The sequence below is a fragment of the bacterium genome (assembly GCA_024224155.1).
GTDB lineage: Bacteria > Acidobacteriota > Thermoanaerobaculia > Multivoradales > JAHEKO01 > CALZIK01.
Genome location: JAAENP010000458.1, coordinates 17,902 through 44,644, shown reverse-complemented (window position 1 = coordinate 44,644; position 26,743 = coordinate 17,902). Strand labels below are relative to the sequence as shown.

27 protein-coding genes are annotated in these 26,743 nt (G+C 64.4%); 21 read left to right on the top strand and 6 right to left on the bottom strand.

Features of this window, described 5'->3' with window-relative positions; genetic code table 11:
• Positions 1–882 (bottom strand): hypothetical protein (locus tag GY769_22305; GenBank protein MCP4204651.1); only part of this gene is annotated, 882 nt, incomplete at its 3' end.
• A 1,554-nt stretch (positions 883–2,436) separates the two neighbouring features.
• Here GY769_22305 and GY769_22300 point away from each other — a divergent pair.
• From GY769_22300 to GY769_22280, 5 genes are all read left to right on the top strand, one after another.
• Positions 2,437–3,459, top strand: a complete 1,023-nt coding sequence (locus GY769_22300; protein MCP4204650.1) for a cysteine synthase family protein — start codon at positions 2,437–2,439, stop codon at positions 3,457–3,459.
• Positions 3,460–3,489: 30 nt separating this feature from the next.
• Positions 3,490–3,774, top strand: coding sequence for a sulfurtransferase TusA family protein (locus GY769_22295; protein MCP4204649.1), 285 nt, complete (start codon positions 3,490–3,492; stop codon positions 3,772–3,774).
• Between the two features lie 18 nt (positions 3,775–3,792).
• Positions 3,793–3,948 carry a hypothetical protein gene (locus tag GY769_22290; GenBank protein ID MCP4204648.1) on the top strand — a complete coding sequence of 52 codons (156 nt, stop codon included), beginning with the start codon at positions 3,793–3,795 and terminating at the stop codon, positions 3,946–3,948.
• Positions 3,949–4,039: 91 nt separating this feature from the next.
• Complete coding sequence (locus GY769_22285) at positions 4,040–4,522, top strand: hypothetical protein (GenBank protein ID MCP4204647.1); 483 nt, start codon at positions 4,040–4,042, stop codon at positions 4,520–4,522.
• Between the two features lie 47 nt (positions 4,523–4,569).
• Positions 4,570–6,207, top strand: coding sequence for a CRTAC1 family protein (locus tag GY769_22280; GenBank protein ID MCP4204646.1), 1,638 nt, complete (start codon positions 4,570–4,572; stop codon positions 6,205–6,207).
• Between the two features lie 97 nt (positions 6,208–6,304).
• Here the strand turns inward: GY769_22280 and GY769_22275 are convergent, their stop codons facing one another.
• Positions 6,305–8,110, bottom strand: a complete 1,806-nt coding sequence (locus tag GY769_22275) for a PQQ-like beta-propeller repeat protein (protein ID MCP4204645.1) — start codon at positions 8,108–8,110, stop codon at positions 6,305–6,307.
• Positions 8,111–8,228: 118 nt separating this feature from the next.
• On the opposite strand from GY769_22275, the gene GY769_22270 reads away from it, so the two are divergent.
• The 10 genes from GY769_22270 (at position 8,229) to GY769_22225 (ending at position 18,417) form a co-directional block, all read left to right on the top strand.
• Positions 8,229–8,771: a hypothetical protein gene (locus GY769_22270; GenBank protein MCP4204644.1), complete on the top strand. Its 543-nt coding sequence runs from the start codon at positions 8,229–8,231 to the stop codon at positions 8,769–8,771.
• A 62-nt stretch (positions 8,772–8,833) separates the two neighbouring features.
• Positions 8,834–10,501, top strand: coding sequence for an AAA family ATPase (locus GY769_22265; protein ID MCP4204643.1), 1,668 nt, complete (start codon positions 8,834–8,836; stop codon positions 10,499–10,501).
• A gap of 45 nt (positions 10,502–10,546) precedes the next feature.
• Positions 10,547–11,317: an AMP nucleosidase gene (locus tag GY769_22260; GenBank protein MCP4204642.1), complete on the top strand. Its 771-nt coding sequence runs from the start codon at positions 10,547–10,549 to the stop codon at positions 11,315–11,317.
• 210 nt (positions 11,318–11,527) lie between these two features.
• A complete protein-coding gene (locus GY769_22255) occupies positions 11,528–11,797 on the top strand; it encodes a hypothetical protein (GenBank protein MCP4204641.1) in 270 nt (89 codons plus the stop codon).
• Between the two features lie 91 nt (positions 11,798–11,888).
• Positions 11,889–12,158 (top strand): hypothetical protein, encoded by a 270-nt coding sequence (locus tag GY769_22250; protein ID MCP4204640.1) that lies wholly within the window; start codon positions 11,889–11,891, stop codon positions 12,156–12,158.
• Between the two features lie 49 nt (positions 12,159–12,207).
• Positions 12,208–12,999 carry a methyltransferase domain-containing protein gene (locus GY769_22245; GenBank protein ID MCP4204639.1) on the top strand — a complete coding sequence of 264 codons (792 nt, stop codon included), beginning with the start codon at positions 12,208–12,210 and terminating at the stop codon, positions 12,997–12,999.
• Positions 13,000–13,100: 101 nt separating this feature from the next.
• Entirely contained in the window at positions 13,101–13,691 is a 591-nt protein-coding gene (locus tag GY769_22240) for a porin family protein (GenBank protein MCP4204638.1), read from the top strand.
• Positions 13,692–13,695: 4 nt separating this feature from the next.
• The gene (locus GY769_22235; protein MCP4204637.1) at positions 13,696–14,235 is read left to right on the top strand and encodes a hypothetical protein; all 540 of its coding nucleotides are present in this window, start codon (positions 13,696–13,698) and stop codon (positions 14,233–14,235) included.
• Between the two features lie 43 nt (positions 14,236–14,278).
• Positions 14,279–16,261 (top strand): VWA domain-containing protein, encoded by a 1,983-nt coding sequence (locus GY769_22230; protein MCP4204636.1) that lies wholly within the window; start codon positions 14,279–14,281, stop codon positions 16,259–16,261.
• A 689-nt stretch (positions 16,262–16,950) separates the two neighbouring features.
• Positions 16,951–18,417 (top strand): sulfatase-like hydrolase/transferase, encoded by a 1,467-nt coding sequence (locus GY769_22225; protein ID MCP4204635.1) that lies wholly within the window; start codon positions 16,951–16,953, stop codon positions 18,415–18,417.
• 3 nt (positions 18,418–18,420) lie between these two features.
• On the opposite strand, the gene GY769_22220 is transcribed toward GY769_22225, so the two are convergent.
• Both GY769_22220 and GY769_22215 read right to left on the bottom strand, forming a co-directional pair.
• Entirely contained in the window at positions 18,421–19,242 is an 822-nt protein-coding gene (locus GY769_22220) for an alpha/beta hydrolase (GenBank protein ID MCP4204634.1), read from the bottom strand.
• A 129-nt stretch (positions 19,243–19,371) separates the two neighbouring features.
• Positions 19,372–19,518: a hypothetical protein gene (locus GY769_22215; GenBank protein MCP4204633.1), complete on the bottom strand. Its 147-nt coding sequence runs from the start codon at positions 19,516–19,518 to the stop codon at positions 19,372–19,374.
• Positions 19,519–19,773: 255 nt separating this feature from the next.
• Between GY769_22215 and GY769_22210 the strand changes: the two genes are divergently transcribed.
• From GY769_22210 to msrA, 4 genes are all read left to right on the top strand, one after another.
• Positions 19,774–20,025: an RNA-binding protein gene (locus tag GY769_22210; GenBank protein ID MCP4204632.1), complete on the top strand. Its 252-nt coding sequence runs from the start codon at positions 19,774–19,776 to the stop codon at positions 20,023–20,025.
• A 144-nt stretch (positions 20,026–20,169) separates the two neighbouring features.
• Positions 20,170–21,426, top strand: a complete 1,257-nt coding sequence (locus tag GY769_22205; GenBank protein MCP4204631.1) for a PQQ-binding-like beta-propeller repeat protein — start codon at positions 20,170–20,172, stop codon at positions 21,424–21,426.
• Positions 21,423–22,652, top strand: coding sequence for a DUF1579 domain-containing protein (locus GY769_22200; GenBank protein ID MCP4204630.1), 1,230 nt, complete (start codon positions 21,423–21,425; stop codon positions 22,650–22,652). Before GY769_22205 ends, GY769_22200 begins: the two co-directional genes overlap by 4 nt.
• Positions 22,649–23,308, top strand: coding sequence for a peptide-methionine (S)-S-oxide reductase MsrA (gene msrA / locus GY769_22195; protein ID MCP4204629.1), 660 nt, complete (start codon positions 22,649–22,651; stop codon positions 23,306–23,308). Before GY769_22200 ends, msrA begins: the two co-directional genes overlap by 4 nt.
• Here msrA and GY769_22190 read toward each other — a convergent pair.
• A complete protein-coding gene (locus tag GY769_22190) occupies positions 23,301–24,284 on the bottom strand; it encodes a hypothetical protein (protein MCP4204628.1) in 984 nt (327 codons plus the stop codon). The genes msrA and GY769_22190 overlap by 8 nt on opposite strands.
• A gap of 77 nt (positions 24,285–24,361) precedes the next feature.
• Here GY769_22190 and GY769_22185 point away from each other — a divergent pair, with 77 nt between their 5' ends.
• Entirely contained in the window at positions 24,362–24,691 is a 330-nt protein-coding gene (locus GY769_22185; protein ID MCP4204627.1) for a cupin domain-containing protein, read from the top strand.
• A gap of 24 nt (positions 24,692–24,715) precedes the next feature.
• On the opposite strand, the gene GY769_22180 is transcribed toward GY769_22185, so the two are convergent.
• Complete coding sequence (locus GY769_22180) at positions 24,716–26,164, bottom strand: diguanylate cyclase (protein ID MCP4204626.1); 1,449 nt, start codon at positions 26,162–26,164, stop codon at positions 24,716–24,718.
• 153 nt (positions 26,165–26,317) lie between these two features.
• Here GY769_22180 and GY769_22175 point away from each other — a divergent pair, with 153 nt between their 5' ends.
• A complete protein-coding gene (locus tag GY769_22175) occupies positions 26,318–26,740 on the top strand; it encodes a GNAT family N-acetyltransferase (protein MCP4204625.1) in 423 nt (140 codons plus the stop codon).
• The last annotated feature ends 3 nt before the right edge of the window (positions 26,741–26,743 follow it).

Here is a 26,743-nt window from a genome sequence, read left to right as displayed (position 1 = left end):
CCCCTCCCAGCGGTCCGTCTCGTGGCAGGTTTCGCAGCTCGTCGGGAAGCCGGCCGCCACGTGGTTCGGATCCGCTGTCCCGTCGTACTCCGATTGGTGGCACGAGACGCAATCCCGCGGTGTCCCCTTGTACACGCCACTCTGGTGGCAAGAGTCGCAGTCCGCCTTGCGGTGAGCGCCCGTCAGCCGGAAGAGCTGATCGTGGTCGAACGCGGCGCCCTTCCAGCGGTCGGTCCCGTGGCAGGTCTTGCAGCTCGTCGGAAACCCGGCTGCCATATGGTTCGGGTCCGTCGTTCCGTCGTAGTCCGACTGGTGGCACGAGAAGCAGTCGCGCGGAGTTCCCGTGTAGACACCGCCCTGATGACACGACTCGCACGCCGCTGACCTGTGAGCTCCGGTCAGCTTGAAAACCAGATCGTGGTCGAACTCGGCCCCCTCCCAGTTCTTCTGTGTATGGCAACTCTGGCAGGTGGTTGAAAAGCCCACCGCGGCATGGTTCGGGTTGGTGGTTTGATCGTAGTCGGCCTGGTGACACGAAAAACAATCCCTTGGTGTGCCCGCGAAAACGCCGTTCTGGTGGCAGCCGCCACATGCGGCTTTCCTGTGGGCTCCGCTGAGTCGAAAAAAACTGTCGTGCTCAAACGACGCCCCGAGCCAGGTCGACTCGTCGTGGCAACTCGCGCAAGTCGGGGCGAACCCCGCGTTCTGATGATCGGGATCCTTAGTTTCCTCGAAGTCCGCCCGATGGCACGAGTAGCAGTCGGTCGACGTTCCGGCATACGGGCCACCCGTGTGGCAGGAGTCGCAGGTGGTCTCTTTGTGGGCTCCCTTCAGCTCAAAAAACTCATGGTGGTCGAAGTCCGCGGGGTCCCATGCCATCATCCCGTGGCACTGCTCGCAGGCTTGCGGGAATCCCGCCGACCGGTGATTCGGATTGGTGGCTTGCTCGAAGGCCTGCCGATGACAGGAGAAGCAGTCGCGGGGAGTTCCAGCAAAGCTCTTTCCCACGTGGCACGAAGCACATTCAACACGCTCATGAGCATCTACCAGCGGGAAGAAGAGTGCGTGGTCGAAATCAGCCCCACCTAGGAACGAAGACTCCTGCCATCGAGTAGGCGCATGGCACTCCTCGCAACGGGTCGGAAAGCGCTGCTGAACATGATCGGGACGAGCCGCGTTCTGGTAGTCGGACGCATGGCAAGCGAAACAATTCGTCGGCGTTGCGGCGAACTCGAACGGCGGTTCCTCCCGATGGCACGAGGCACAGTCGGGAATCGCATGGGCCCCGGTCAACGGAAACAGCGTGGCGCTATGAAGATCGAAGATCCGTCGTCGGTTGTTCCATCTGTCCGCCGAATGACACGACTCACAATTCGAACCAAGATCCCCGGCGTGCGGATCTTCGTGACAGTCCGCACAGGCTGTCGCTACGAAACTGAATTCGAGATTCTCGTGGCAACTCACGCACGACGCCTTCGCGTGACCAAAACGCAGCGGGAAACCGGTCGTTGCGTGATCGAAGAGAACCGGCTCGCGCAACTGATTCCACCCACCGACGGTGTGACACTCGCTGCACTCGGTGTCGAGCGAACCGTGTGGGCTCACGGTTGCTGCCTGGGCCGCAACGATCACCTGAGATCCACCGAGGCACAGCATCGCCGCGCATACGCCAATAACTATGCAGGCCCACCAGACGCTCCTATGCATACGGGTTGCGGAGGAGCGTAGGGGCGGCTCAACTCTCACGACTGTGAAGGATTTCACTCTTGCCCAACAAACTGTAAGTCCCACGGAGACCGCACAAGAGCACTCACCGGGCCTTTCACGGAAACGTCCTCGGCCGCACGGGCCCGTCGACGATCCTCTTGTGAGGTAGCTTCGGGAACCAGAGAACTCGATCGGGCATCGCTCTCTGCAAGCGATCTGCCAGCCAAACGAACCGGTGCCGGTGAGTCCCAGAGCCGGCGCGGATACAGCAGCTCAGCACAAGCTAACCTCCTGGCAGAGAGACTGGTAAGGCGAACGACGGACTCGTATCAAGCAACACGATCACTGTGCCGCGACAACTCAAGACCGGCTGTTTTTTCCTACCGGATCCGGAATTCCTTGCTGCACCGGTTCTGAAAGCCCGGAACGCCGCGGCCTTGGGCTTCAATCCGCCGGGAATTAGTCAGCCAGCCCAACCGTTACCTACACCAAGCGGCTCGACCGACCTTGAGAACCTTGACGGACCGAGCCGCGTATCTTAGATTCAGACCCCCGATGACGCCCTCCCAGAACACCTGCTGTTGTTGTTGCGCTTGTATGGCTCTGAGCCGTGCCGGTGGGGAGGTCCGTTATTAGCCGTTAGGCAGTACAGACCGCTAGATCTCAAAAAGACCCGCACCGGCACACCCGGCGCGGGTCTTTTTCTTTTTCTGAGAGGAATCGACCGACATGGAACCAGAAATCGCAAGAATCGAAGATTGGCAGGCCGAGGGGCAAGCCGAAGAGCTGAGCCAGGACGACACCCGGCGGCGCTACGAGGACATTCGGCAGCTGCTGCCCAGTGTCGAGAACCCGACGCCCCTGGTGCGAATCCGGCGGGTCCTGCCCGAAGACAGCGCGCCGCTCTACCTCAAGCTCGAGTGGCTCAACCCGTTCGGCTCGATCAAGGACCGGACGGCGGCGTTTCTCCTGCGCGGACTCGAGGAAGCCGGCCGGCTCGACGGCAAGGAACTGGTCGAACCGTCCTCGGGCAACACCGGGATCGCGCTCGCGGCGCTGGCCGCGCTCGACGACCGCAAGCTCACGATCACGATTCCGGATGGCGTGCCGGAAGAGAAAAAGACGCTGCTGAGGATGCTCGGCGCCGAGGTCTGGCCGACGCCGGATGATCTGTGCCCGGTCGATCACCCCAAGGACGGCGCGATCGCCCTGGCGCGCTCGCTGGCCGAGAGTGCCGGCGGCGAGCGTTACGTAATGCCCAACCAGTACGAGAACCCGGACAACGTCCGGGCCCACTACGAAACTACCGGCCCCGAGATCTGGCATCAGACCGAAGGCCGCGTGCGAGCTTTCGTCGCCGGCTTCGGGACCTGCGGCACCTTGACTGGGGTCGGCAGGTTCCTGAAAGAACAGAATCCCGAGATCCGGATCATCGCGGTAGAGCCCCAGAAGGGGCACCGCCTGCCGGGACTCAAGAACTTCAAAGAGGCCAAGCAGCCCGAGATCCTGGACTGGGACGTGATCGACCGGGTCATCCCGATCGACGACGAACCGGCCTACGAGATGACCAAGCGCCTGTTCCGGGAGGAAGGTCTGATCGTCGGGCCTTCGACCGGTGCGGTCGTCGAAGCCGCCACCCGGCTCGAGGGCGAGATCGACGGCTTGACCGTCGGGGTCTCTCCCGACAGCGGCCTCAAGTACCTGAGCTACTTCGGCGAGCTGCTGGGCGACGAAGGCACTCCCCAACTCTAGAAAGCAGTAGACACTGAAAGGAAACTCCCGATGGAACTGACAATCAAGGCCGAAACCGAATCCGAAATCGTCGCCTCCGAGACCCTGGACACCTCGGGCCTGCTCTGCCCGCTTCCGGTCTATAAGGCATCGGTGGCTCTCAAGAAGCTCTCGCCGGGCGAGGTGCTCGAGCTCATCTGCACCGACCCGGGGTCGCTCGCCGACATCCCCGCGCTCGCCAACCAAAGTGGCCACAAGCTTCTGCGCACCCTCGAAGGAGAAGGCAAGCAGACTTTTTGGCTCAGGAAGGCCGCGGCTCCAGAGAGAACCCCATGAGCGACGGCAACGGCAAGAATGGCCCGCGAGCTGGGGGGCAAGTTCCTCGCCTGCTCAACCACAATGGGCGTCATGGGCGTGGCCGAGGAAGATCTGATCGATGGCTGCGACATCGCCGGGGCGGCGGTCTTTCTCGACTTCGCCGGCGACGCCGACGTCCAGCTGTTTGTCTAAGGGCATCCGAAAGCCACCTTTTCGGGTGGAGCCAACTCGCCCCCCTTGCTTTAGGTTGTGGGTCTGACTTGACCTCGGGAAGGAGATCCATATGCCGAAGAAGTTGCTGATTGTGATGTGCCTGACGCTGTTCGCGCTGCCCCTGGCGGCGCAGAAGAGCCCGACCAGTATGGCCGAAGCCTACGACGCGCTGGCCGACTCGATTCTCGCTTTGAGGGCGGCTGAGGACGGTTTCGTCCGCGTGGTCCTGGATGACCACTATCGCGGCGCCAAGCGCTCGATGGCCCGCGGCGAGTTCGAGCGGGCCGCGGCCGAGATGGCGCTGTTCGCCACCGAAGGCGATAACGCGATCGCCGGCATTCGCAAGAAGCTGGTCGAGGGCGGCCATCACCACAATGCCGACGACGGCGAGGACGGCGAGTACGAAACCGGGTTCGTAGTGGTCACCCGGAAGGCGAAGAAGAAGATACTCGCAGTCTCGGCCGCGATGCGGCAGGCGGGCACCGACGAGGAGCGCCAGGCGGCCTGGAACGACTTCGACGCGATCGTGGAGAAGCTCCTGGCCAAGATGTGATCGCCCGGTCTCTGTTCCTTCCGATAACGGCGGTCGCGGCGTTGGTCGTGACCGCCGGATGGCCCGGGGTCGCCCCGGCTCAAGAAACTGAGACGACTCCGCGCCTGCGCTTCGCCGACGCGAGCGCCGAGGCCGGTCTCGAGCTACCGACCTGGTGCGGCGGTATCGAGAAGCCCCACTTGCTCGAATCGGGCGGCGGCGGGCTCGCGTTCTTCGACTACGACGGCGACGGCGACCTCGATCTCTACATCGGCAACGGTTGGCGCCTGGCTGGGGCCGAGCCCGCCGAGGTCGCCGAGCGTGGCAGGAACTTCCTTTACCGCAATCGCGGCGATGGAACTTTCGAGGACGTGACCGTGCGAGCCGGGGTTGGAGACGATGGCTGGAGCACGGGGATCGCGGTCGGAGACATCGACGGCGACGGCTGGGCCGATCTCTTCGTCAGCAACTTCGGCGTCGACGTCCTCTATCGCAATCGCGGCGACGGCAGCTTCGAGCGGGTCGACGACGGACCGGGCATCGACGGCTGGTCGGCGGCCGCCATTCTCTTCGACGCCGACGGTGACGACGATGCCGACCTCTTCGTCGGCGGTTACGTCGACAGCACACTCGACGAGGTCCTTCATGCGGTGCCCAACCTCAAGTGGGAAGGGATGCAGGTCATGCTCGGCCCCTTCGGCCTCGAGGGGCTGGCAAACCGGTACTTCGAGAACACCGGCGACAACGGTCCGAGCCGGTTCGTCGAGGCCACGGAGAAAGTGGGGCTGGAGGACGTCGGCCTGTTCTATACCTTCGCAATCGCCGCGCTGGATCTCGACGGTGATCTCGATCTCGACATCTACGCCGCGAACGACTCGAACCCCAACTACATCTACCGAAACGACGGCGACCGCTTCGAGGAGGTCGGACTCTGGAGCGGGGCCGCCCTCGACGCAAAGGGCAACGCCCAGGCCGGAATGGGACTCGCCACCGGCGACCTCGACAACGACGGCAACGCCGATCTGCTGGTCACCAACTTCGCCCAGGATCAGTCGACCTTCTACCACAACCTGGGCGACTTCCTGTTCGAGGACACCTCGGTCGATCTGGGTGTCGCGCAGCCCACCTACAGCTCTCTTTCGTGGGGACCGGAGCTGGTCGATCTCGACCACGACGGCGACCTCGACCTGTTCGTGGCCAACGGCCACATCTACCCGCAAGCGGACCGGGCGCCGCCGACGGCGAACACCAGCTTTCGCCAGACCAATCTGCTGCTCGAAAACACCGGTGGCGGTTTCGTCGATGCCAGTCCCAGGGCCGGACCCGGCCTCGCGATCCAAGAGTCCAGCCGCGGTGCCGCCGCTGGCGATGTCGACCACGACGGCGACGTCGATCTGGCGATCTGGAACACCGACGCACCGCCGTCACTGCTGCGTAACGAGTCGACCGGCGGCGGCGGCTGGCTGCTGGTGGATGCGCCGCGCGCGATCCGGGCGAAAGTCGAGACGGGCGGCAAGACGTTCTTTCGCCACCGCGTCATCGGCGGCTCCTACGTCTCGGTCGACGATCAGCGTCTCCACTTCGGCCTGGGTCCAGCCGAGGATGTCGTCCGCCTCGAGCTCACCTGGCCAAACGGCCGGCGGACGGTGATGTTGGGATTGCCGGTCGACGTGCGCCTGAGTGTCTATCCGGGACACAATACGTAATAGAAGCGAGGTCACGCTTTACGTCTCCTCGAGCGCCAAGGACACAACACGGTGCACCATTCGGCCGAGTACCCGAGCCAACTCCGGTTGCCGGTGATCAGGGACTAGCCCCGGCTCTCGTCCAGGCGACATCGAAGCCCCGCCACTCGCCGTCCTCCTCGGCCTCGACACGCGCCCGCAACGTTTCGTCTCCATCGAGCCAATAGGTGATGCGTTGGGGAAAGTCGTGGTCGGGATTGGCGAAGACGACGCGGGAGTCACCGAGCTCGACCGCCTCGAAAGGCGTCGGCGGGTAGCGCCCTCCGGGGCTCGCCAGAAACGCGAGCCCGCCGTCCCGCTCGACGATGCGAAGGAACTCGAAGGAAGGCTGCTTGCCTTCTCGTTCCGGACCGCGGCTGGCCGCCACCATCGTGCCGCCGCGCGGGGCCAGCCAGCACTCTTCGCCCGCGTCGCCCTGCCAGCAGCCGCTCAACCAGTCCAAGCGAGAAATGTCCCCAGCTGCCCTTCCGCTCCCTTCCGAGAGGCAATAAAGATACTCCCGGCCGCGCAGGAACAACTCGCTACCAGCTATGGCAGGTGAGGCATCGAAGCCGTCGTCGAGCTGATTTGCAGCCAGAATCTCGAACTCCTGGCCACGGGCGAGAACCAAGGTCTTACCGCTCTGGGCAACGATGTAGACGCGGTCGGCGGCCCCCACCGGCGAGGCGTAGATCCTGCCGTCACCTTCCAGGCCCTCGAGGCGTTCTGGCCCGAAGTGAACCTCACCGGTGCTCGCGTTCAAGTTCGTGAGAATGCTGTTGTTGCTCTTGAGGAAATAGTAGGTGTTGCCGTAGACGAGTCCCGAGGGAGTGTAGGAGGTGTCACGGTCGTATGACCAAACCACGTGTTCGGTGCCGTCGAGATCACCTCGGGCTCCAGCGACGCGGATCGCCATGAGCATGTTGCCCCTGAAGCCACTCATGACGTGAACGAGACCATTCGAATATGTGGGCGTTGGTATCGCGTTGAGCGTCATGCCGCCGACGTGCCAGACGATGTCGCCGGTCTCGAGATCGTAGGCGCGAATTCGGTTCGTGGCGTTGACGATGACCTGTGCGCGGCCCTCTACCTCGACCACCGCGGGTGTCGACCAGGAGGTCCGCTCGTCCCGCTCACTGCGCCACCGCGTCTCGCCCGAGTCCCGGTCGAGAGCGACGATGAAAGAGTCTCCCTCGTGGTCCCAGTTGACGATCACTGTCGAGCCGTGGATCGTCGGCGAGCTGCCCTCGCCGAAGGCGTTGCGGGTGCGCTGATCACCCAGATCCCGCTGCCACAGAGGTTCGCCGTCGAGGTCGTAAGCGTAGATGCCGTTCGAACCAAAGCTCGCGACCAACACCTCCCCGTCCGTCACCGCGGATGCCGAGGCCCAGCTTGCCGTCGCGTGAGTTCCCTCGTGGGGTACCGCGGTGCGGGCGGTCCTCTCCCAGACGACGGCACCGCTGCTCCTGTCCAGCGCCAGAACAACGAATCGCACTGGATTCTCGGTCTGGATCCCACTCGGGCGGAAACGCGTTCCGCCTCCCGGAATCCGAACTTGGGTTTCCTTGGGTGCTTCGGGCTCTAAGACCTCTTCTTCTTTCGCTTCCGGCTCGACCTCGACGGCGGTCAGCAAGTACACCCGATCCCCCCAGACGATCGGACTGGCGTGCCCGCGACCCGGTATCTTGACCTTCCACCGCACGTCCTCGGTCTCGCTCCAGGTCACGGGCGGATTGCCGTTCGGTGCCACGCCGGTTCCCAAGGGGCCTCGCCACTGGGGCCATTGTGCATCGTAGTTAAGAACTGGCGTCTCGGAAGCATGCACCGAGCCGGTAACAAGGATCAGACCCACGACGGTGAGGCGGGCAAGGCTGGCTGAGATCATCAGAGCTCCCTGGGCTTGATCGTTTCTTTCGAGACCAGCACGAAGGTTACTCGATTCGAGATCAGGTCAGCGCCGACACCACGTGACCGGGCGAGTCCGGCTGGCGTATTCTCGCTTCATGTCCATCGGAGGGACCGAAGGCGGCTTGCCTCTCCGGCGCTGGCGCTACAGCATCGTCGCTCGGAATCACGCGATCCCGTCGCTCGACGCGCTGGTGGTCGAGAATGACACCTGGCGGGCACTCGGAGCGGATCCCGAGTTTCGTCCCACCTGGGAACACCCGATCCGACTCATGAACGAGTTGCGCGCAGCCCGGCCTCTGGCTCCCGGCTCGATCTTTGTCGAGGAGGGCTCGCCAGTGCGGGTCCACACGGTCGTCTACGACGTCGACCAAGATCCGATCTGTCGACTTGAATGGATCTCGAGTGCGCTCTCGGAACTCCTCGACCTGGCGGCGCGACGCCGCTTCCGCGAGATCGGAGTCCCGCTCCTCGGGGTTCGCCACGGAAGGCTCCGCCCCGAGGACTCCTTCGCAGCGCTCGACGGTGCTCTCGCTGAAGCGTCCACGCCGTCGCTGGCTCGCGTCTGGCTGATGATCGATCCAACGGATCGGACCTTTCTTGAAGCCCACCCGCAGGGGTATTCCCCCGAGCCAGCCTGAACCGTAACCTCGAAGGGGATCCGCAGGATCGCCCAAGGCCGATTTCGGCAAGGAGGCGCTTGATGAAGCACGCCGACCTGGTCGCCGCCCTGAGGGTACCGTCCTTCTACGGCCCGCGTGTCAGCAGGGTCGACTTTCTCCAAACCCACATCTCGTCGGTCTTTCTGACCGGTGAGCGCGCTTACAAGCTCAAGAAGCCGGTCAACTTCGGCTTCCTCGATTTCTCCACCGTCGAGCTACGAGAGCACTTCTGTCGCGCCGAGCTCGACCTGAATCGGCGGCTGGCGCCCGAGGTTTACCTCGAAGTCGCGCCGATCGTCCTTCGCGACGACGGACCGGAGCTGGGAGACGCCTCCAGGACGGCGAGCGCCGGCACCGAGGTTGTGGACTGGCTCGTGGTCATGAGACAGCTGAACGTCAAGAGGCTGGGGACCGAGGTCATCGAGCGCGGCGAGATCTCCGAGGGTCACATCGATGCTCTGCTCGAGCTTCTGGTGTCCTTCTACCGAGACGCCCGCACCGGAGCCGGAGTCGATGCCTACGGCGCTCTGCGGGCGGTCAGATACAACACCGACGAGAACTTCGCCCAGACGGCGGATCACGTCGGCAAACTGGTCTCGCGCGAGCGCTACGAGCACATTCGCGAATGGACCGACCGTTTCTACTCGGAGCACGCGGAGCTCTTCGCCCGACGCGTCAACGCGGGGCGCATCCGCGAGAGCCACGGCGACCTGCACCTCGGCAATATCTTCTTCGAGAATCCGCCGGTCATCTTCGACTGCATCGAGTTCAACGAGCGCTTCCGCTGTGGTGACGTCGCCGCCGACTTGGCCTTCCTGGCCATGGACCTCGACTTTCGCGGTCGAGCGGACCTATCCAGCCGCTTCGTCGACGGCTTCGTTTCCGCGTCCGGCGACACCGGGATTCTCGAGCTGATCGACTTCTACAAGTGCTACCGAGCCTACGTGCGCGCCAAGGTCCATTGCTTCACCTCGGCGGATCCCGGGCTCGACGATATGGGTCGGCGCGCGCAGCGCAACCTCGCGCGCCGCCACTTCGGACTGGCCTACCGATACGCGCAAGGCCGGTTGAAGCCACCCCTGGTGGTCGTCTACGGGCTCATGGGCACCGGTAAGACTCTTATCGCGCGACACCTGCGAGAGCACTACGGATGGCACGTCCTCTCCACCGATGCCGTTCGCAAGCAGATCTCGGGCGTCGGAGAGAACACGCGCGTCTACGTGCCCTACAACGCCGGGCTCTATTCACCCGAGATGAACCGGCGCACCTACGAAGAGGTATGCGACCGGGCCGAGAACCTGCTTCATGCGGGGTTCCCGGTCGCCGTCGACGGCGCCTTCAAAACCCAGGGCGGTCGGCTCCCGGTCTTCGAGCTGGCCCAGCGGGCGGGCGCCCGGCTGTTGTTTCTGGAGGCCGCCTGCGCGCCGGACGAACAACAGCGGCGTCTCGAGGACCGTCAGCTCCACGACACCCGCTCGGACGGACGCGTCGAGATCATGGCGCGCCAGCGCCGGGAATGGGAGCCACCGAACCCCGAGCACCGCGAGCTCTTCGCACGGGTCTTCACCGACGGCCCGATCGAGGCCACCCATCGCCGAACGGCCGAGCTCCTCAGGGAGCGAGGACTTCTGCCGAGGGCCTTTCTACCCGCGCATCCGCCTCCCGGCGGGCCGGCGAGGGGCGAGCCCCAGCTCGTCGAGACGGCCTAGCTTCCCCGGCGGCAGACCGGACTTCGTGCGATACTGTCCGCCGCCATGTTGACCAAGTTGGACATCGTAGAAAACTGGCTGCCCCGCTACACGGGTACGGCGGTCGACGACTTCGGCAAATACATCCTGCTGACAAACTTCGGGAACTACGTCGAGAAGTTCGCAGATCTCTACGGTGCCGAGATCCACGGTGGCGACCGGCCGATGCCGAACGCCACCGCCGACGGAATTTCGATCGTCAACTTCGGCATGGGTAGCGCCAACGCCGCCACGGTGCTCGATCTTCTGTCGGCGGTCAATCCCAAGGCTTGCCTGTTCCTCGGCAAATGCGGCGGGCTGAAGAAGAAGAACCAGATCGGCGACCTGATCCTGCCGATCGCCGCGGTTCGCGGCGAGGGCACTTCGAACGACTACATGCCCTCGGAGGTGCCGGCGCTGCCGGCCTTTGCGCTCCAGAAGGCCATCTCGACCACGATCCGGGATCACGATCTCGACTACTGGACCGGCTCGGTCTATTCGACCAATCGCAGGGTCTGGGAGCACGACAAGAACTTCAAGAAGTACCTGCGCGAGGTCCGGGCGATGGCCATCGACATGGAGACCGCGACCGTCTTCACCGTGGCTTTCGCTAACAAGATACCTGCCGGTGCGCTATTGCTGGTCTCGGATCAACCGATGATCCCGGAGGGTGTCAAGACCGAAGCCAGCGACCGCCAGGTGACCGAGTCTTTCGTCGATCGCCACCTGCGCATCGGAATCGACTCGCTGTCTCAGCTCATCAACGAAGGGCTGACGGTGAAGCACCTCCGGTTCTAGAGGAGAGACGTAGATTGCGGTCGGTCTGCGCGCAGCGGCGCGCAGGCGAGGGCCCGGACTTGGCAGTCTGGGAAGCCCGAGCCGGCCCCTGGAGAATCGCCTGCCGAGCCGCCGTCAACGCGCTGGCCAACCTGCCACAGCGCTCTTGCCCCAAGCCGCCTCGTACGGATTCTCCGGCCAATCGCCGAAGGCATGTTCTAAAATGGCGGTATGTCGACCCGAGGCAGAAAACAGCACAGCAAGGTCGTCTGGCCGGGGTTCTCGAACAACCCCGCACCGCGGCACACCAAGAAGATCGGCCGCAACGACCCTTGCCCGTGCGGCAGCGGCTCGAAGTACAAGGACTGCCACCAGCGTGACGGCGAAGCGTTCCTGGCCAAGCTGGCGCGCAAGGAGGACAAGGAGCATCGCAAGGAGGCGCGCAAGCGGCTCAAGGAGCAAGGCGTCCCCTGGTACCGGCGCCTGTTCCTGCAGCGGTAGTCTGAAAACCCGACCCGGTCAACTCGGCGGAACGCTCGCGTCCGGTGCAGGTGGGGGACCGGCCGGTCTTCACCAGCGGTATGATGAGCTCATGAAATCCATACTCAACAAATCCAGAAGGCCACTCAAGATTCATCTGTCGCGCGGCCGGGTCTTGCACCTGGGGCCGGGCAGAGAGGGCCAGATAGCGACCCAGGATGCCGACCGCAAATCGTTCAAGAAACTGGTCGAGGCGGGCGACGTGGAGATCGTCGGCGAAGGGTCCGGGCCGGTGACGTCGGGTGGCGACGTCGCGTCCGGGCATCCGGACGCCCGTGGCCACCATCCGAGCACATCGGTCAAGAAGCGCGGGGACCGATAACGCCAACAACCTGTTGGGCTTCTCACGCCGGGTCGACCAGCTCTCGAAGATGCACTCTCGAGCCGACAGCCCGTACAGCCGGCTCAACTATCGCCGCCTGATTGCCTGGCCTGAGCGGATCCGGCGCGAGTGGCCGTTTCTCGAAAACGAGATCGGCCGCTCGCCGGAGAGAAGCGTCATCGACCTGGGCAGCGGCACCGGCGAGCACGCGCGGCATCTCGCCTCCGAGGGCGTACGCTCTTTGGGCGTGGATCGCAACGAGGCGCAGATCAGCAAGGCTCGCGAGTTCGAGAACGAATTCAAGGACGGGCCGACCTTCATCGAGGGCAATCTGACCGAGGTTGGCCGTCTCACGGACGAACGCTTCGGGCTCGCCATGTGCCTCGGCAACGTCCTCCCACATCTCGACGACGACGCTCTCGCGGAGACCCTGCACCAGACGGCGAGTGTGCTCTTGCCACACGGTCGGCTCCTGATCCAGCTGCTCAACTACGAGCGAATCGTCTCGCGCGGTATCCGGCACCTACCCGTGAACTTCCGTGAAGATCCCGAGGGGCCGGGCGAGATCGTGTTCCTGCGGCTGCTCCGAGCCGATGGCGACGACCGCTATGTCTGGTTCTATCCGACGACGTTTACCCTCGAACCAGGTAGCGATCGGCCGGTCGAGGTCGAAGCCGCCAAGGAGGTTCGGCTGAGAGCCTGGAAGAGAGCCGAGCTGGAGCGGATCCTGCCCGAGAACGGATTCGAGATCGCAGCGCGCTACGGGGACATGACGGGAGGCGCCTACGACGCGGAGGAATCGGCCGATCTGGTCCTGGCGGCGGTCAGGGCTGGAGGGTAGCGCGAAGATCGGGCTCGATGGCACGTAGCGTGCTGACGAATCCGGGGAAGCGGGTCAGACGTCGGCACACCCTCCGTTTCCGTTAACAAGGAGATCGCGAGATGAGACAACTCAAGACAACGATGGCGGCAGGCCTCCTGGCGGCCGGCCTGGCAGCCGGTCTGCCGGCGGCCGCGAGCGCTTCCGGCCCCCTTTACGTAACCGGAGCGATCCTCAACGCATCTACCGATATCGACGTGCAAGCCGATTTCGAACGCCTGATCGACGACGACGACGAAGGCTGGAGCTTTGGGATCGGATTCCACATCAGCGAGCATCTGGCGATCGAAGGCACGTACCACGACCTCGGCACCGCCGAGGAGTTGAGTATCTGTTCGGATCCCGAAGTCCTGTGCACCGCCCTGGTCGCACCCGCAGAGGTCGACTCCACGGCCATCGCCATCTCGGTACTCCCCCACTGGCCGCTGACCGAGCATTTTTCGCTCTACGGTCGCCTCGGCATCGCTACCTGGGAAAGCGACGTCACCGAGGCCTTCGCCGGCACCTCGCTGGCGAAGCTCGACGACGAGGAGTACATCCTGGGAGTGGGCGTTCGCTTCGAGGTTCTGGGACCTTTCGGGGCCTTTGCGGAGGTCTCGCGCATCGCCGACACTTTCGAAACCGTCTCGCTGGGCGCGACGCTCGGCTATTGAGTCCATGACCACCCGGCGCGTACTCCTGGTCCTCGTTGTCGCAGCGGCGTTTGTCTATCTGCGCGGTCCTTCGGCGCGGCGCGTCGTCAGCAACACCGTTATCGCCGCCGAGGCGGGAGCCATCCAGTACAAAGCCGTTCGCTATGAAGCCGACTGGGGGCCGCAGGTCACGCACTCGGGAGACGTCCGGCTGATCGATCGAGCCAAGTACAAGCCCGCGCCCTTCTTCACCCATCACGTGGTGTTGACCACCGGCGAATACAGCGACCCGGGCGTCGTCAAGCTCGGCGATTCCGGTGGCGGCAACTTCTACTGGACCGCCAAGAAACAGCCGGAGGGAACGATCCTGGCGCTGCACCTCGTGCCCAGGGACCAAACCGTTTTGCGAGCCTTGAAACGGATCGACGAAGGCGACTCGATCGCCTTCGCGGGCCGGGAAGAGCTCGACGGCCACGTCAAGGGCTCCAACGGCAGTTACCTGCGACTTCAGCACGACAACCACAAGTACCTGCTACTCGAAGAAGTAAGGGAGATCGGCAACTGAGCCGAACGTCGATTTGCGTCGCTATTGCTCGGCTCTGAGCGTATTGCTCTCGATCGCGGGAGCGGGCGCCGCCCAGGCGCAGGGTCTCGGGGCGACGCTCGCCCAGAGCCGCAATCTGCTCCGCGCCGACCGGTTGCTCGAATCGGGTGAACTGGCCAGCGGCGAGCTCGAAGTGAACGCGGAACTGGCTCTCGACGATGGCGCGTCGGAAGCGGAACTGGCAGTCAGCCTGTTCACGGGCGAGGCACCGGCGGCAGGAACGCGGTGGGCGATCACTTTGCTGGTGCCGGCGGTGGACCGGGAACCACTGGTTCTTCACAGCCTGGTCGAATGGAGCTCGGACGCCGTCGCCACTGGCAATACCTCCGGCTGGGCGTATCTCATCCGAGCCTCTGTTCCGGAGGATCTTCAGGACGCGGCGGTGGCGGTCGAGAACCTGACATCCGGCGGCTGGGGCGCAGCGGCGGTCGATTTGACCGACGAGCTCAACGAAGTCGAGGTCGGCCTGGCCGTCTTGAGCGCATCGGCCTCCGCTACTCCCGGGGCGAGCCGGCCGGGGACGACACCGCCAGGCGTGGTGCGGTTGCCCAGAACCACCCCCTACGAGACCGGCAAGCCAGTTGCGGAGCCGCCGGCAACCGCCGACGAACCCGAGGCCGGGCCGGAGATCATCAAGCTGATCGCCCCCACTCAGCGGCCGGCGGTCGGCAGAGTCCGCTTTCGCACCGTTGCGACCATGGGAGGCATTCGCTCCGCCGTCTTCTATCTGGACGGCGAGCGCGTTGCCGAGGACGAGCGCCCGCCGTTTTCGGCCACGCTCGACCTGGGGCCGACTCCGCGAGCCCGGCTGGTCCGGGTCGAGGCGTTCGGTTTCCAAGACCTCAAGCTGGGTGAAGACGAGATCACGGTCAACCTCGACCAGCAGCCTTTCGCGGTTCGAATTGGCGATCTGGAGAGCGTCGGCGACGGCAAGACACGGGTCACGGCAAGCGTCTCGGTGCCACCGGCCGAGAGGTTGAACCGGGTCGAGTTCTACAAGAACCAGGAGCTCGTCGCGACGTTGTCTGCGGCGCCGTTCGAGGTGCTGCTGGCGGAAAGCCAGGACCCCTCGGATTTCCTGCGCGTCGTCGCCTACCTGGAAAGCGGTGACAGCGTCGAAGACGCGAGGCTCTTCTCCGAGCAGGCAGTGAGCGAGAGAATCGAGGTCAACCTGGTCGAGGTGTACGCCGTCGTCTCCGACGCCAAGGGCAATCCGGTCCAGAATCTGGATCGCGATCGATTCCGTCTCACCCAGGGACGACGTGAAATCCCGATCGAGCGCTTCGCACTGGCCGACGAGGTACCCCTGGTCTTGGGTTTGATCATCGACAGCTCGGAGAGCATGGACTTCTTGATGGAAGACACCAAGCGAGCGGCGGCGCGCTTCCTGTCGCAAACCGTCCTCGACGACGACCGCGCCTTCCTGGTCGACTTCGACACTCAGCCTCGACTGGCGCAGGGACTGAGCGGTAACCTCGGGATCCTGGTGCCGGCTCTCGGCCGTCTGCGCGTCGGTGGCAACACGGCGCTCTACGACGCCGTCGTCTATTCGCTGGCGCAATTCGAACGCGAGCCGGGCCGGCGAGCTCTGGTTCTCCTGACCGACGGCCGCGACTACGGTAGCAAGTTCGGCCCCAAGCGAGCTCTTGAAGAAGCCCGCCGCCTTGGGGTTCCGGTATATGTCATCGCGATCAGCGATCTGGCCAACCGGCTCCCCGGCGCCTGGATGCAGAAGAAGCCCAAGAAGACCTTCCCGGTCGACGCGTTCCTGGAGGGTTTCAGCACAGACAGCGGCGGGCGCGTTTTCTCGATCGCCGACATGAACGAGCTCGGAGCCGTCTACGAAGTCATCAACGCGGAGTTGCGCAGCCAGTATCTGCTCGCGTTCTCGACCCCGGAGCGGCTGACCCAGAAGGAGCTGGAAGCCCTCGACGTGTCGGTGACCGGTCGCGGTCTGTCGACCAGGATCGTGGTGCTCGAGCGCTAGAGCGGCCTTCTCGGCCGACTCTCGGTGGTCGTGCCACGAGGCCCGAACCCCCGAGATATAGTTTGAAGATCGGGCTGCGCCGCCAGCCGAGAATCGAGGAGACCGCCGAATGCCCGAACTGAGCCAAATGAGCGACTGGATCTGGTTCATCGTCGTCGCACTATGGTTGCTGACGCGCATCTTGCCGCGTCTCTTCCGGAAGGGTTCACAGACCTCTCCCCCGCAGCCGGCGCGCCAGGGTGGCTCACTGCGCCAGCCCGGCGCTGGAGGCCGCCCCCAACGAGTTGCGCCAGCCAGGCTCCCGGATCACCGAACGAACTCCGAAGTGTCGAAGCGTATCCGGTCTCCGAAGCCTATAGAGCCACACTAGTGGGCCGTAACAGAGGAATCGCTACTGGATGGGCGAGTCATCGGCTTCGGGGTCAAGGCGCGGCGACGCAGGCATAGCCGCAGCTATGTCGAGGAGCCGCAACGCCGAGACCGGAGCTGAGGGCCGCTCAGGCAGTAGCGATTCCTCTGTTACGGCCCACTAGCCCCCGGACGAGCGCTGGTCGCTCGTCCGGCCGGCGCCACCCGCGGGAGGCGTAGTATGATGCCGCGTCCTACCCGCTCGAGAGCGCCGACACCCGGCGCATCGGGCAACTCAACCGACAATGAATCAGCAGTCCTTCTCCCTGCGTAGGCTCTTCGTGAAGTCGAGCCCGGTGGCGGGCATCACGCTCGGCCTCTTCAGCATCTCGAGCGTCTTGGCAATGGGGGCCTGCTCGAAATCGCGCTTTCCCGAGCGTCCAAATATCCTCTTGATCACGGTCGACACGCTGCGCGCCGACCATCTCTCGAGCTACGGCTACCCTCGGGCCACATCGCCGGTCATCGACGCACTGGCGGCCGAAGGCGTGCTCTTCGAGAACGCGTCCGTTCAGTGGCCGAAAACCGGCCCTTCCTTCGCATCCATCTTCACCGCCACGTACCCGAAGGACAATGGCATCGTGCGGAAAGTCGGCATTCCGCTGCCGCAGGGCTTCCGCATGCTTCCCGAGGTTCTCAAGGACCAGGGCTACGAGACTCACGCCGTGGTCTCCAACGGCGCCGTGGGCAGCGAGTTCGGCTTCGGTCAGGGGTTCGACACCTACTTGGAAAGTTGGAAGACGCCACCACCCACACCGGAAGCCGACAACACCGCGGCCGCGACGGTCAACGCCCTGGCCAACGCGATCATCGAGGGGTTGAACGGCGAAAAGCCCTACTTCCTCTGGGTTCACTATCTCGACCCCCACGCGCCCTATACTCCCCCCGGCGAGTGGAGCGATCGGTTCCAAGATGACGAGTGGTACTCCGATGAGCCCAAGATCGCGATCCGACGCGATCGCCCGCGGATGCAAATGACCGGCATCGGCTCGTCTCAGGTCCTCGACGACCGCGACGACCTCGGCTTCTACATCGCCCGCTACGACGCCGAGATCGCGTACGCCGACCATCACATCGGCCGGCTTCTCGAAACGCTGGAGGCCAAAGGGCTACTCGACAACACCCTGACCGCGTTCACCTCCGACCACGGCGAGTCGCTCGGCGAGCACCACTACTACTTCGACCACGGACGCTTCGGGTTCCAGACCTGCGTTCGAGTTCCCTTCATCATCCACTTCCCCGGCATCGTCCCACCCGGCGTGGACAGAGAGCCCGTGGAGTTGATCAACTTGACGCCGACCCTTCTCGAGGCAGCGGGCGTGGATCTCGACGATGGCTCCTGGATGCAGGGACACTCGCTCGAGCCGCGCCTGTGGCAGGAAGCGCCGGCGCCGTCCGCTCCGATGATTGCGTTCACCGAGGCCGGCTACGGCGAGAATCGGAAGTGGCTCAAGGTCGTGCGCGACCGGCGATTCAAGCTGACCAACGCCACCGTTTCGAGCGACCAGCGCTGGATCGGTGGCGAGGGCGTGCCCTGGATTCTCTACGATCTCGACAACGACCCCGAGGAGCTCGAGAACGTGGCCGAGCGCTTCCCGCGCGAGCTCCAGCGCCTGCGCCGCCAGCTTCGAGACTGGTGGAATGCTCCTGCCTTTGAAGTCGAGATCGACGAAGACGACGGCGGTGAGGCGCGTGAGATGGACGAGACAACGCGCGAACAGCTCAAGGCCCTGGGCTACCTGCAGTAGCCTCTAACGTGCCAGGCTGTTCAAGAACTCCGCCCAAGCCGCCCAGTACGCCTCTCCGCCAAGGACCCAGGTGTCGTTGTGCGAGCCGCCCGCCACGGTGTGCAGCGCCTTTCGGGAAGCGCTCGTCGCCGCCTCGAGAAGCCGCGGCGCCATCGCGTAGGGAACGACCTCGTCTCGGCTGCCGTGGAGCAGCAGCACCGACGCGCGAACGCGGCCGATCTTCGCCAGCGAGTCGAAGCGATAGGCCACAAGATATCGAGCCAGCGGGATGCCGCTCGACGACGCCATGTCACGAAGACTGGTGAAAGTGGATTCTGCGATCAAACCGTCGACCGGATGCCGGATCGCCGCCTCGATGGCAACGGCTCCACCCAGCGAACGGCCGAACAGCACCAGTTTCCGGGCTCCGGCTCGCCGTCTGGCCTCGAGCAGGCCGGCTTCGCCGACCGCATAGAGCGACCGCTCCGACGGATGTCCGCCCGACTCCCCGTAGCCGGGGTACTCGACCTGCAAGACGCTGACACCGAACCTGGAAACGAGCTCCGCCACGTTCTCGAGCCGGTCGGCAATGGTGCCGGCGTTGCCGTGGAACATCACGACGACCGCGCCCGGTTCCTCTCCGGCGACCCACCAGCTCTGAGCGCGATCGCCCTCGGCGTCCAGCCAGATCTCCTCGAAGGGCAATCCGAGGGCCGCGGGAGTCCGCCACTGGCCGCGCTCGGGATAGAAAAGAGCGCTATCGGTGAAACGGCGGAGAAACATCGGCGTCAAGAACCAGATCGACGCCAACAATAGCGCCAAGCCGAATGTCCGACGAATCGTCATGAGCCGCCCCGAGGCCCCTCGGGACTCTGAGACTACCCTGCTCAGGACCTTCGGAGGGCGCCGCCTCGAGGTGACGCTCGCGTTCAGAGACGGGGACGTTCAGTCCCCGGGCTCGAATCGTGGCGGCGTCTAAGTCAAGGGCTCGGGCTGGTTGGCCGATCGGGCGCGCCTGCGCAGCTCGTAGCGCCACCAGAAAGACCAGGCCACCTGCCGGAAATAGGCGCGAAGACCGCCGATCTGCGAAAGCGGCCGGCGATCTCGAAATAGCTCTAGCAAGGTGTTTCTCCCTTAACACTCGATACGCTGAATGTACGAACCGGTTCCGCCGACGGCTTCATGTTTTGTTAGAGTCTCCCGGCCCGCGGTTCCTTCGAACTCACCCCTCGCTGCAAGAACCGTCCCAGCGTCCCAGCCAGTCCATTGGACTCGCGAATGACCGCCGAACGGGTTTTCAGGTAGAATTCGTACATTAGCCCGAGACCCACCACAGTCTTCGTTTCAGTCACAAGTCGAGTTAGGAGAACCGCAAGAATGTCGAAGAAAATCTACGTTGGAAACCTGCCCTTCACCGCTACCGAGGACGAGATGCGCGAGAAGTTCGAGGAATTCGGTCCGGTCATGTCCATCAACCTGATCACCGACCGTGAAACCGGCCGGCCGCGGGGCTTCGGCTTTGTCGAAATGGAAGACAGTGAGCAGGCCGACGCGGCGATCGCCGCTCTCGACCAGACCGAGATGGGCGGTCGCAAGCTCAACGTCAACGAGGCCCGCCCCCGCCGCTGAATCCGTTTCGCCGCAAGACATCACCGATTGAAGGCGGCTCGGCACATCTTGCTCGAGCCGCCCTTTTTCTGTCGGCGAAACCTCGTCCTGCGCCCAACGTAGCTGTACCCAGACCATGATTCAGATGTCTCAGGAGGACACTTGATGCGGAGATCCCCATTCCGGGGCCAACTGCCCACAGCCACCCTTGCCGCGGTCCTGGCCGTGGCTCTCGCCACCACCGCGGCGGCCAACGACTGGCCGCAGTTTCGAGGTTTGAACCGGGACGGGACCTCGGCCGAAACCGGTCTTCTACACGACTGGCCCGAGGCTGGACCCACCGAGCTCTGGCGAATTCCAATCGGCGAAGGCTATTCGGCGTCTTCGATCGTCGACGACCGTCTCTACACCATGTACGCGGGCGAGGAAGACGGCAAGCCGGTCGAGTACGCAGTCGTCTTCGATGCCGGCACCGGAAACGAGATCTGGAAGACCCTGGTTGGCGACAAGCTCGACACCGAGTTCGGCAACGGTCCCCGCTCGACCCCGACCGTGGTTGACGACACCGTATACGTGCTCGGCTCCCGCGGCGACCTGGCGGCCCTCGATGCCGCCGAGGGAACGATCAACTGGCGACTGGATCTCACGGAGACCTTCGGCGGCTCCATGCCGAACTGGGGGTTCGCCACTTCCATACTGGTCGACCAAGGCAAGGTCATCGTCGAGGGCGGCGGGCCCGAAGGCAAGTCCTATTCTGGACTCGATGCCTCGACCGGTGAGGTCTTGTGGTCCACCGGAGAGGCCCGCGGCGCCGGCTACAACTCGCCTCTGGCGGTGGACATGAACGGCGAGCGACGGTACGTCTATATCGCCGGCGGCCAGCTTCGCTGCATCGACGAGGACGGCAAAGAGATCTGGCAGCACGAGTGGCCCCGGGGCGAAACTCATGCGATGCCCGTGCTGGTCAGCGACAACCGGATCTACGCCTCCGGCGCCCAGGGAGTCGGGGCGCAGCTGGTCGAGGTCCGTGAGGGCGACGACGGCGCCAGCGTCGCCGAAGTCTGGAAAGCGCCACATCTGCGTAATCACTTCTCCAGTGCGGTGGCCCACGAGGGCACCATCTACGGCTTCGACAACGCCACGCTCAAGGCGGTATCGGCCGACACCGGTGAGCTGGCCTGGGCCAAGAGGGGCTTGGGCAAGGGCTCACTGATCCTGGCCGACGGGCATCTCTTCGTGCTCTCGGATCGTGGGCGCCTGCTGCAGATCAAAGCGACCCCCGAGGCCTACACCGAGGAGGGCAGCGTGCAGGCCCTGAGCGGCAAGACCTGGACCGCGCCCTCGCTCGCCAACGGCATCCTCTATCTGAGGTCACACTCCGAATTGGTGGCCTACGACCTGCGGCACGGAGGTTCGTCATGAAACGACACCACGCGACCGGCGCGCTGCTGCTCACCCTGACGCTTGCGGCCGTGCCAGCGGGCGCCGAGCATCACGAGGCGGCCGGCGATGTCAACGAGATCGTGGCCAGACACATCGAAGCCAAGGGCGGCCGAGACGCCTGGAACGCGATCGACTCCTTCAAGCTGACCGGCGAGTTCACGGCGTTCAGCAAGGTCCATCCGTTCACCGTGCACAAGACCCGCGACCGCAGGTACCACATCGACCACGTGTGGGGTGACCAGTCGGTCGTCATCGGCTTCGACGGCGAGACCCCTTGGTGGGACCACCGTTTCTTCGGCAAGGGTGCCCGCAAGATCGACGGCGCCGACCGCGCGGTCTTGGAAAGGGATCTCGATTTCGCCACGCCGTTCTTTGATCTGGAGGCCTCCGGCCACACCGCCACCCTGCTCGGGAAGCAGGATCTCGAAGGCCAGGAGGTGATCGCGATCGAGCTCCAGCGCGCCGACGAATCCAAGGAGACCTGGTATCTGGATCCGTCCAGCTACCTCGAGGTGGCCCGCGACTCTCCCGGCTCCGACTTTGGTCAGCCGATGACCCAGCGGACCTTTTTCGACAGCTTTCAAGAGGTGGCGGGAGTGATGATCCCCCACTACACAGAGACCCAGTGGTACACCCGCCATCGGGTGATCGACGCACAGGCCATCGAGGTGAACGTCGACATAGACGATGAACTCTTCCTCATGCCGGCGCCGTTCGGGATGGAGAAACTGCAGAACCTTGCCGGGTCTTGGACCATCGCGGTCGAATCCCGACAGAATCCAGCCGCACCGTTTACCGAGCGCGAAGGCGATTCGGTCATCGAGGCTCACTTTCGTGGCGGCCTGTTCGAAGAGACCTGGACCAATCCGAACGGCACTCAAGTCATGAGAACGCTCTCCTACGACCAGTTCCGCGAGCGCTACCTGGTCACGCTGATCGATTCGAGCACTAACGCCATGGACATCCTGGCTGGCGGTTGGAACGAGGAGGGCGCCTTGGTTCTGGACGACCTGGTGACCGAAACGCCGAGCCTGTTGTTCGGATTGACGATCTACGAGCGCATGCGCCTCTACGATCTGGAACGAGACTCCTTCAAGATCGAGCGAGAGAGCTCGATCGACGGCGGTGAGACCTGGGCGGTGATGCAGAAGCTCGCCTACACGCGTAAGACCGACTCGGCCGATTCGGCAGAAGGTGCGCCATGACCCGACTCGCCCGCGGCGGATTCCTGATCCTCACCGTTCTCGCGACCCTGGTCGTAGCCTGTTCGGGCGCCAGCGCCGACCAGGAAGCCCGAACCGAAACCGCCACCGGCGTCACCCACGACGGAACGCTCGCCCGGGCGATCTTCGCCGGCGGCTGTTTCTGGTGCATGGAGCCACCTTTCGACAAGCTCGCCGGGGTTGTCTCGACAACGTCCGGCTATACCGGTGGACCGGAGAAGGACCCGACTTACAAGGACGTCTCGTACGGTCGAACCGGGCACGCCGAAGCGGTCGAGATAGCTTACGATCCGGAGACGATCAGCTATCAGGAGCTGCTCGAGGTGTTCTGGCGCAACATCGACCCACTGACTCGAGCCGCGCAGTTCTGTGACCGGGGAGCTCAGTACCGCACCGGGATCTTCTACCTCGACGAAGAGCAAAAGCGCCTCGCCGAGGAGTCGAAGCGCAAGATCGAAGAGTCGGGGATCTTGAAGGGCCCGATCGTCACCGAGCTCACCGCCGCCGGCGAGTTCTATCCGGCCGAGGAGTACCATCAGGACTTCTACAAGAAGAACCCGACGCACTACAAGCGCTATCGCACCGGCTGCGGTCGGGACCGGGTGCTAGAGAGGATCTGGGGGCCGCCGCCTAGTTAATCGGACCCAGGGACTCGTCGTCCGGAGGCGCCGTCTCTCGGAGCCTCCGCAGCCGCTCGGCTTCCCAGGCTTCCTCCAGATCCCACTGTTCCTTCAACAGGCGATCTCGCCGCCGCCGGCGTCGGATGGCGAGAAGCGCCAGAAGGACAATTGCCATCCACAGGGCGGTCGAGCTGGTCAGGAACGGCAGCCATCGGTACCAGAAGGTAAACCTGCGCCAGAAAGAGTCTTCGGCCTCCCCCAGGCTGCTCCCTGTCGCCGCTTCGAAGGCGACCGGGAACTCCTCGCCTGCAGCCACGGCACGCAGCAACTCAGCCGGGAACTCGCCGCCGTAGCGATTGACCAGATCGCGCACGAACGCTCCCGCAAGCGCGTAGGCCCGCGCCACCTGCCGCGGATCGCCGAAGCGACGGTCGAGAGCGGCCAGATCATGGCGCCCCTGCCGCAGCACGGCCAGAGCGACGCGACTTCGGTCCCCGAGACCCCAAGCCTCCTCCGCCAGCATCGACAGCCCCTCATGGAACCAGCGTGGCAGGGAACGGCCTCCAGCTGCGCGCGAGATCAGCACGTGAGCCACCTCGTGCCCGAGCAGCTCTTCAAGGGACCCGTACGGGTACACCGGGACTCGAGACGGAAACAGCACTACGATCGAAGAATCCGCGCGCGCGTAGCCCGCTACCCAGCGGGGCGCTCCGAGGTCGAGCGCCGCGCTTTCCGGCGCCAGGACCACTCGAATCGCGATCGGCGGCTCGCTGCTCGGCCCGGGCAGCCCGAGCAGATGGCCGAATCTGGCCAGCCGCCTCGAGTCCCAGGTCGCGAGTCGATCGGCGAAGCCCTGCAACTCCGGCGGCGCATCGATCTCCACAGACACGAGATCCGCGGACGGATTCCCCTCCACCGACGCCACCCGACCCGGCGCCACCAGATAGAGCGCCACTAGCGCGACAACCAGCGCGATCTTCCTTGGATCCGACATCGTCATCCGGCCGAGAATAACGGCCTTCCACTCCTGGAAGCACCAACCGCGAGCTGGGATAGCCTAGCGAGGTGAAGCTGCCCACAAGTGCCAACTTCTTCAAACAGATTCCTGAGGCGACGGAGAGCGAACGGATCGAGACGCTGTTCGAGTCTCTCGGCTTTCGCGTCGAGAGGATCGTTTCCCTGGGCCAGGCCTCGGCCGACGGGTTTTGGTACGACCAGCCCGAGGACGAGTGGGTCATGGTGCTCGAGGGTCGCGCCAGGCTGGAGATCGCCGAGCCCTCGAAGATCGTCGAGCTGGCGGCCGGTGACTGGCTGAGCCTGCCGGCCAACTGCCGGCATCGCGTGACCTGGACCGACCCCGAGCGGCCAACGGTGTGGCTGGCCGTCCACGGCAACCGCTAGCGTCGCTCCGGTCGGGGGACGGGCTCAGTCCTGATCGGAAGAGACATCCGCAAGACGACCGCTCAACTCCCTCGCCTGGGCTAGCCATTCCTCGCGCAGAATCCGCTCAGCATTGGTGCTGATGGCGTGCGCCAGATCCTGGATGCCCGGCCAATCGAGCTCCGCGATCTGCCGGTAGCTGATCACGCCCAGGTCCCTGAGCTTCTCGGCACTCGCAGGACCGATCCCTTTGATGCGTTCGAGATCGTCGGCCTCGAACGGCAGTGGCTCGAGCTCGTCGGTGTCCTGCGGTATCGGCTCGACGGCTTCCCGAGCTCTGGCGCGCACGACCCGATTCCTGCCCGCGTTCTTGGCCTCGTAGAGCGCCCGGTCGGCGGCTTCGATCAGGTCGGTCGTGTTGTCGGCGTGCTCCGGAATGCAGGCGACGCCGCCGCTGATCGTGACCCGCCCCAGCGGCTGCTTTTCGCCGAACGGGAACTCGTAATGCTCGATCGCCATCCGGACCTTTTCCGCGACCAGGTGCGCATCGTCCAAGCCCCGCCAGGGCAGGATCACCAGGAACTCTTCCCCTCCGTAGCGCCCGAACGTGTCATCGGCTCGAATCGATTCGGTCACCAGCCTGGCCATCACCTGCAGGCAGTCGTCTCCCGGCAGATGGCCGTTGGTGTCGTTGTAGTTCTTGAAGTTGTCGATATCGAATAGAAAGACCGAAAGCGGCCGGCCGTGCTCCGCGGTCTTTTCGGAAAGGGTCTCGAGCGCCTGCGACAGGCCCCGTTTGTTGAGCACTCCCGTCAAGGCGTCGATGTCGGCCTGCGAGCGCACCCGGTTGAGCGCTGAGGCGTTCTTGTACGCGAGAGCGGCGGATTGCGCGAACAGGGACAGCAATTGACGCGAGTGCATCCGCGGCTTCCTGGCCTTCATCAACGCGAGGACGCCCAGATTCTCGTTGTCGATCGAGACCGGCACGGCGAGATCGGGAACAAACCCGGCCAACTCGCCCCCCTCGCCGCCCTGGCCGCGGTCCGCGTCGAGCGTGGCGCCGGCAATCGCCACCATGCTCAGCTCCCCAACTCCGAGCCGTAGCACCGTACCCCGGCGCACCTTGGTGCCGAGACTTGACGCAACGATCAACTGGCGCTCGCGGTCGCTATCGGAGACCGCCGGTCGCCGCCTCATCAAGACAACGGCCTCTTCCGGATCGAAAAGCCAGGCCATGAACTTGAGCAGCATGCCCGGAATCTCTCGCAAGGCATCGGCAGTGTGGAGATCGCGCATGAAAGCCAGGTAGTCGCTCATCAACTGGCCTAGGCTGTGATGCTGCCTTTCGAGGTCGGCCGCCTTCGTTTCCAGTCGCTCGAGCTCCCGGAGCCTGAGATTCTGAGCCCGGATTCGGCTGCGCGCCTGCACCAGCAGCACCACGGCGACGAGCGCGACCAGGCCCACGGCGGGCAAGAGCATGGGAGAGGATGTCATTGGGAATGTTGGCTCCGGCAGCGCGACCTTACTAAGCAGTTGCTACGTCGAAGATAGTACCGCTTCCATCGTGACGGCGACACCGCCCGGATCGAGGCGCGGGCTCGACGACGGATTCGGTCTCGGGCAATCGGGTAGCATCTGCTGTTCGCCATGCAGGATTTCGAGATCACGGTATCCGAATCCCCGCGACCCGAACTGGTCGCGCGACTGCAAGCCGGGTTGACCGAACACGCGCGATCGTTCGTGGATGCACCCGGCTTCCAGAGCTTGTCGGTTTTCGCCGCGGACGCCGAAGGCGATCTCGCTGGCGGGACGGCCGGCAAAGTGAACTGGAACTGGCTCTCCGTGAACCTCCTCTGGGTAGCGGCGGCGCACCGCAGGCGCGGGCTTGGCTCGCTTCTGCTCGAGCGAATCGAAGCGGAGGCTCGACGACGAGGCTGCCGCCACTCTCATCTCGATACCTTCACCTACCAAGCACGAGCCTTCTACGAGAGCAATGGCTACGCCGTCTTTGCCGCTCTCGATGACTATCCCACCGGACACTCGCGGCTGTTTCTGCGCAAGGATCTGTAGCCG

Coding starts and splice junctions, on each gene's coding strand:
- GY769_22300 (MCP4204650.1), top strand. CDS start 2,437: ATGGAACCAGAAATCGCAAGAATCGAAGATTGGCAGGCCGAGGGGCAA.
- GY769_22295 (MCP4204649.1), top strand. CDS start 3,490: ATGGAACTGACAATCAAGGCCGAAACCGAATCCGAAATCGTCGCCTCC.
- GY769_22290 (MCP4204648.1), top strand. CDS start 3,793: ATGGCCCGCGAGCTGGGGGGCAAGTTCCTCGCCTGCTCAACCACAATG.
- GY769_22285 (MCP4204647.1), top strand. CDS start 4,040: ATGCCGAAGAAGTTGCTGATTGTGATGTGCCTGACGCTGTTCGCGCTG.
- GY769_22275 (MCP4204645.1), bottom strand. CDS start 8,110: ATGATCTCAGCCAGCCTTGCCCGCCTCACCGTCGTGGGTCTGATCCTT.
- GY769_22270 (MCP4204644.1), top strand. CDS start 8,229: ATGTCCATCGGAGGGACCGAAGGCGGCTTGCCTCTCCGGCGCTGGCGC.
- GY769_22265 (MCP4204643.1), top strand. CDS start 8,834: ATGAAGCACGCCGACCTGGTCGCCGCCCTGAGGGTACCGTCCTTCTAC.
- GY769_22260 (MCP4204642.1), top strand. CDS start 10,547: ATGTTGACCAAGTTGGACATCGTAGAAAACTGGCTGCCCCGCTACACG.
- GY769_22255 (MCP4204641.1), top strand. CDS start 11,528: ATGTCGACCCGAGGCAGAAAACAGCACAGCAAGGTCGTCTGGCCGGGG.
- GY769_22250 (MCP4204640.1), top strand. CDS start 11,889: ATGAAATCCATACTCAACAAATCCAGAAGGCCACTCAAGATTCATCTG.
- GY769_22245 (MCP4204639.1), top strand. CDS start 12,208: ATGCACTCTCGAGCCGACAGCCCGTACAGCCGGCTCAACTATCGCCGC.
- GY769_22240 (MCP4204638.1), top strand. CDS start 13,101: ATGAGACAACTCAAGACAACGATGGCGGCAGGCCTCCTGGCGGCCGGC.
- GY769_22235 (MCP4204637.1), top strand. CDS start 13,696: ATGACCACCCGGCGCGTACTCCTGGTCCTCGTTGTCGCAGCGGCGTTT.
- GY769_22220 (MCP4204634.1), bottom strand. CDS start 19,242: ATGACGATTCGTCGGACATTCGGCTTGGCGCTATTGTTGGCGTCGATC.
- GY769_22210 (MCP4204632.1), top strand. CDS start 19,774: ATGTCGAAGAAAATCTACGTTGGAAACCTGCCCTTCACCGCTACCGAG.
- GY769_22205 (MCP4204631.1), top strand. CDS start 20,170: ATGCGGAGATCCCCATTCCGGGGCCAACTGCCCACAGCCACCCTTGCC.
- GY769_22200 (MCP4204630.1), top strand. CDS start 21,423: ATGAAACGACACCACGCGACCGGCGCGCTGCTGCTCACCCTGACGCTT.
- msrA (MCP4204629.1), top strand. CDS start 22,649: ATGACCCGACTCGCCCGCGGCGGATTCCTGATCCTCACCGTTCTCGCG.
- GY769_22190 (MCP4204628.1), bottom strand. CDS start 24,284: ATGTCGGATCCAAGGAAGATCGCGCTGGTTGTCGCGCTAGTGGCGCTC.
- GY769_22180 (MCP4204626.1), bottom strand. CDS start 26,164: ATGACATCCTCTCCCATGCTCTTGCCCGCCGTGGGCCTGGTCGCGCTC.
- GY769_22175 (MCP4204625.1), top strand. CDS start 26,318: ATGCAGGATTTCGAGATCACGGTATCCGAATCCCCGCGACCCGAACTG.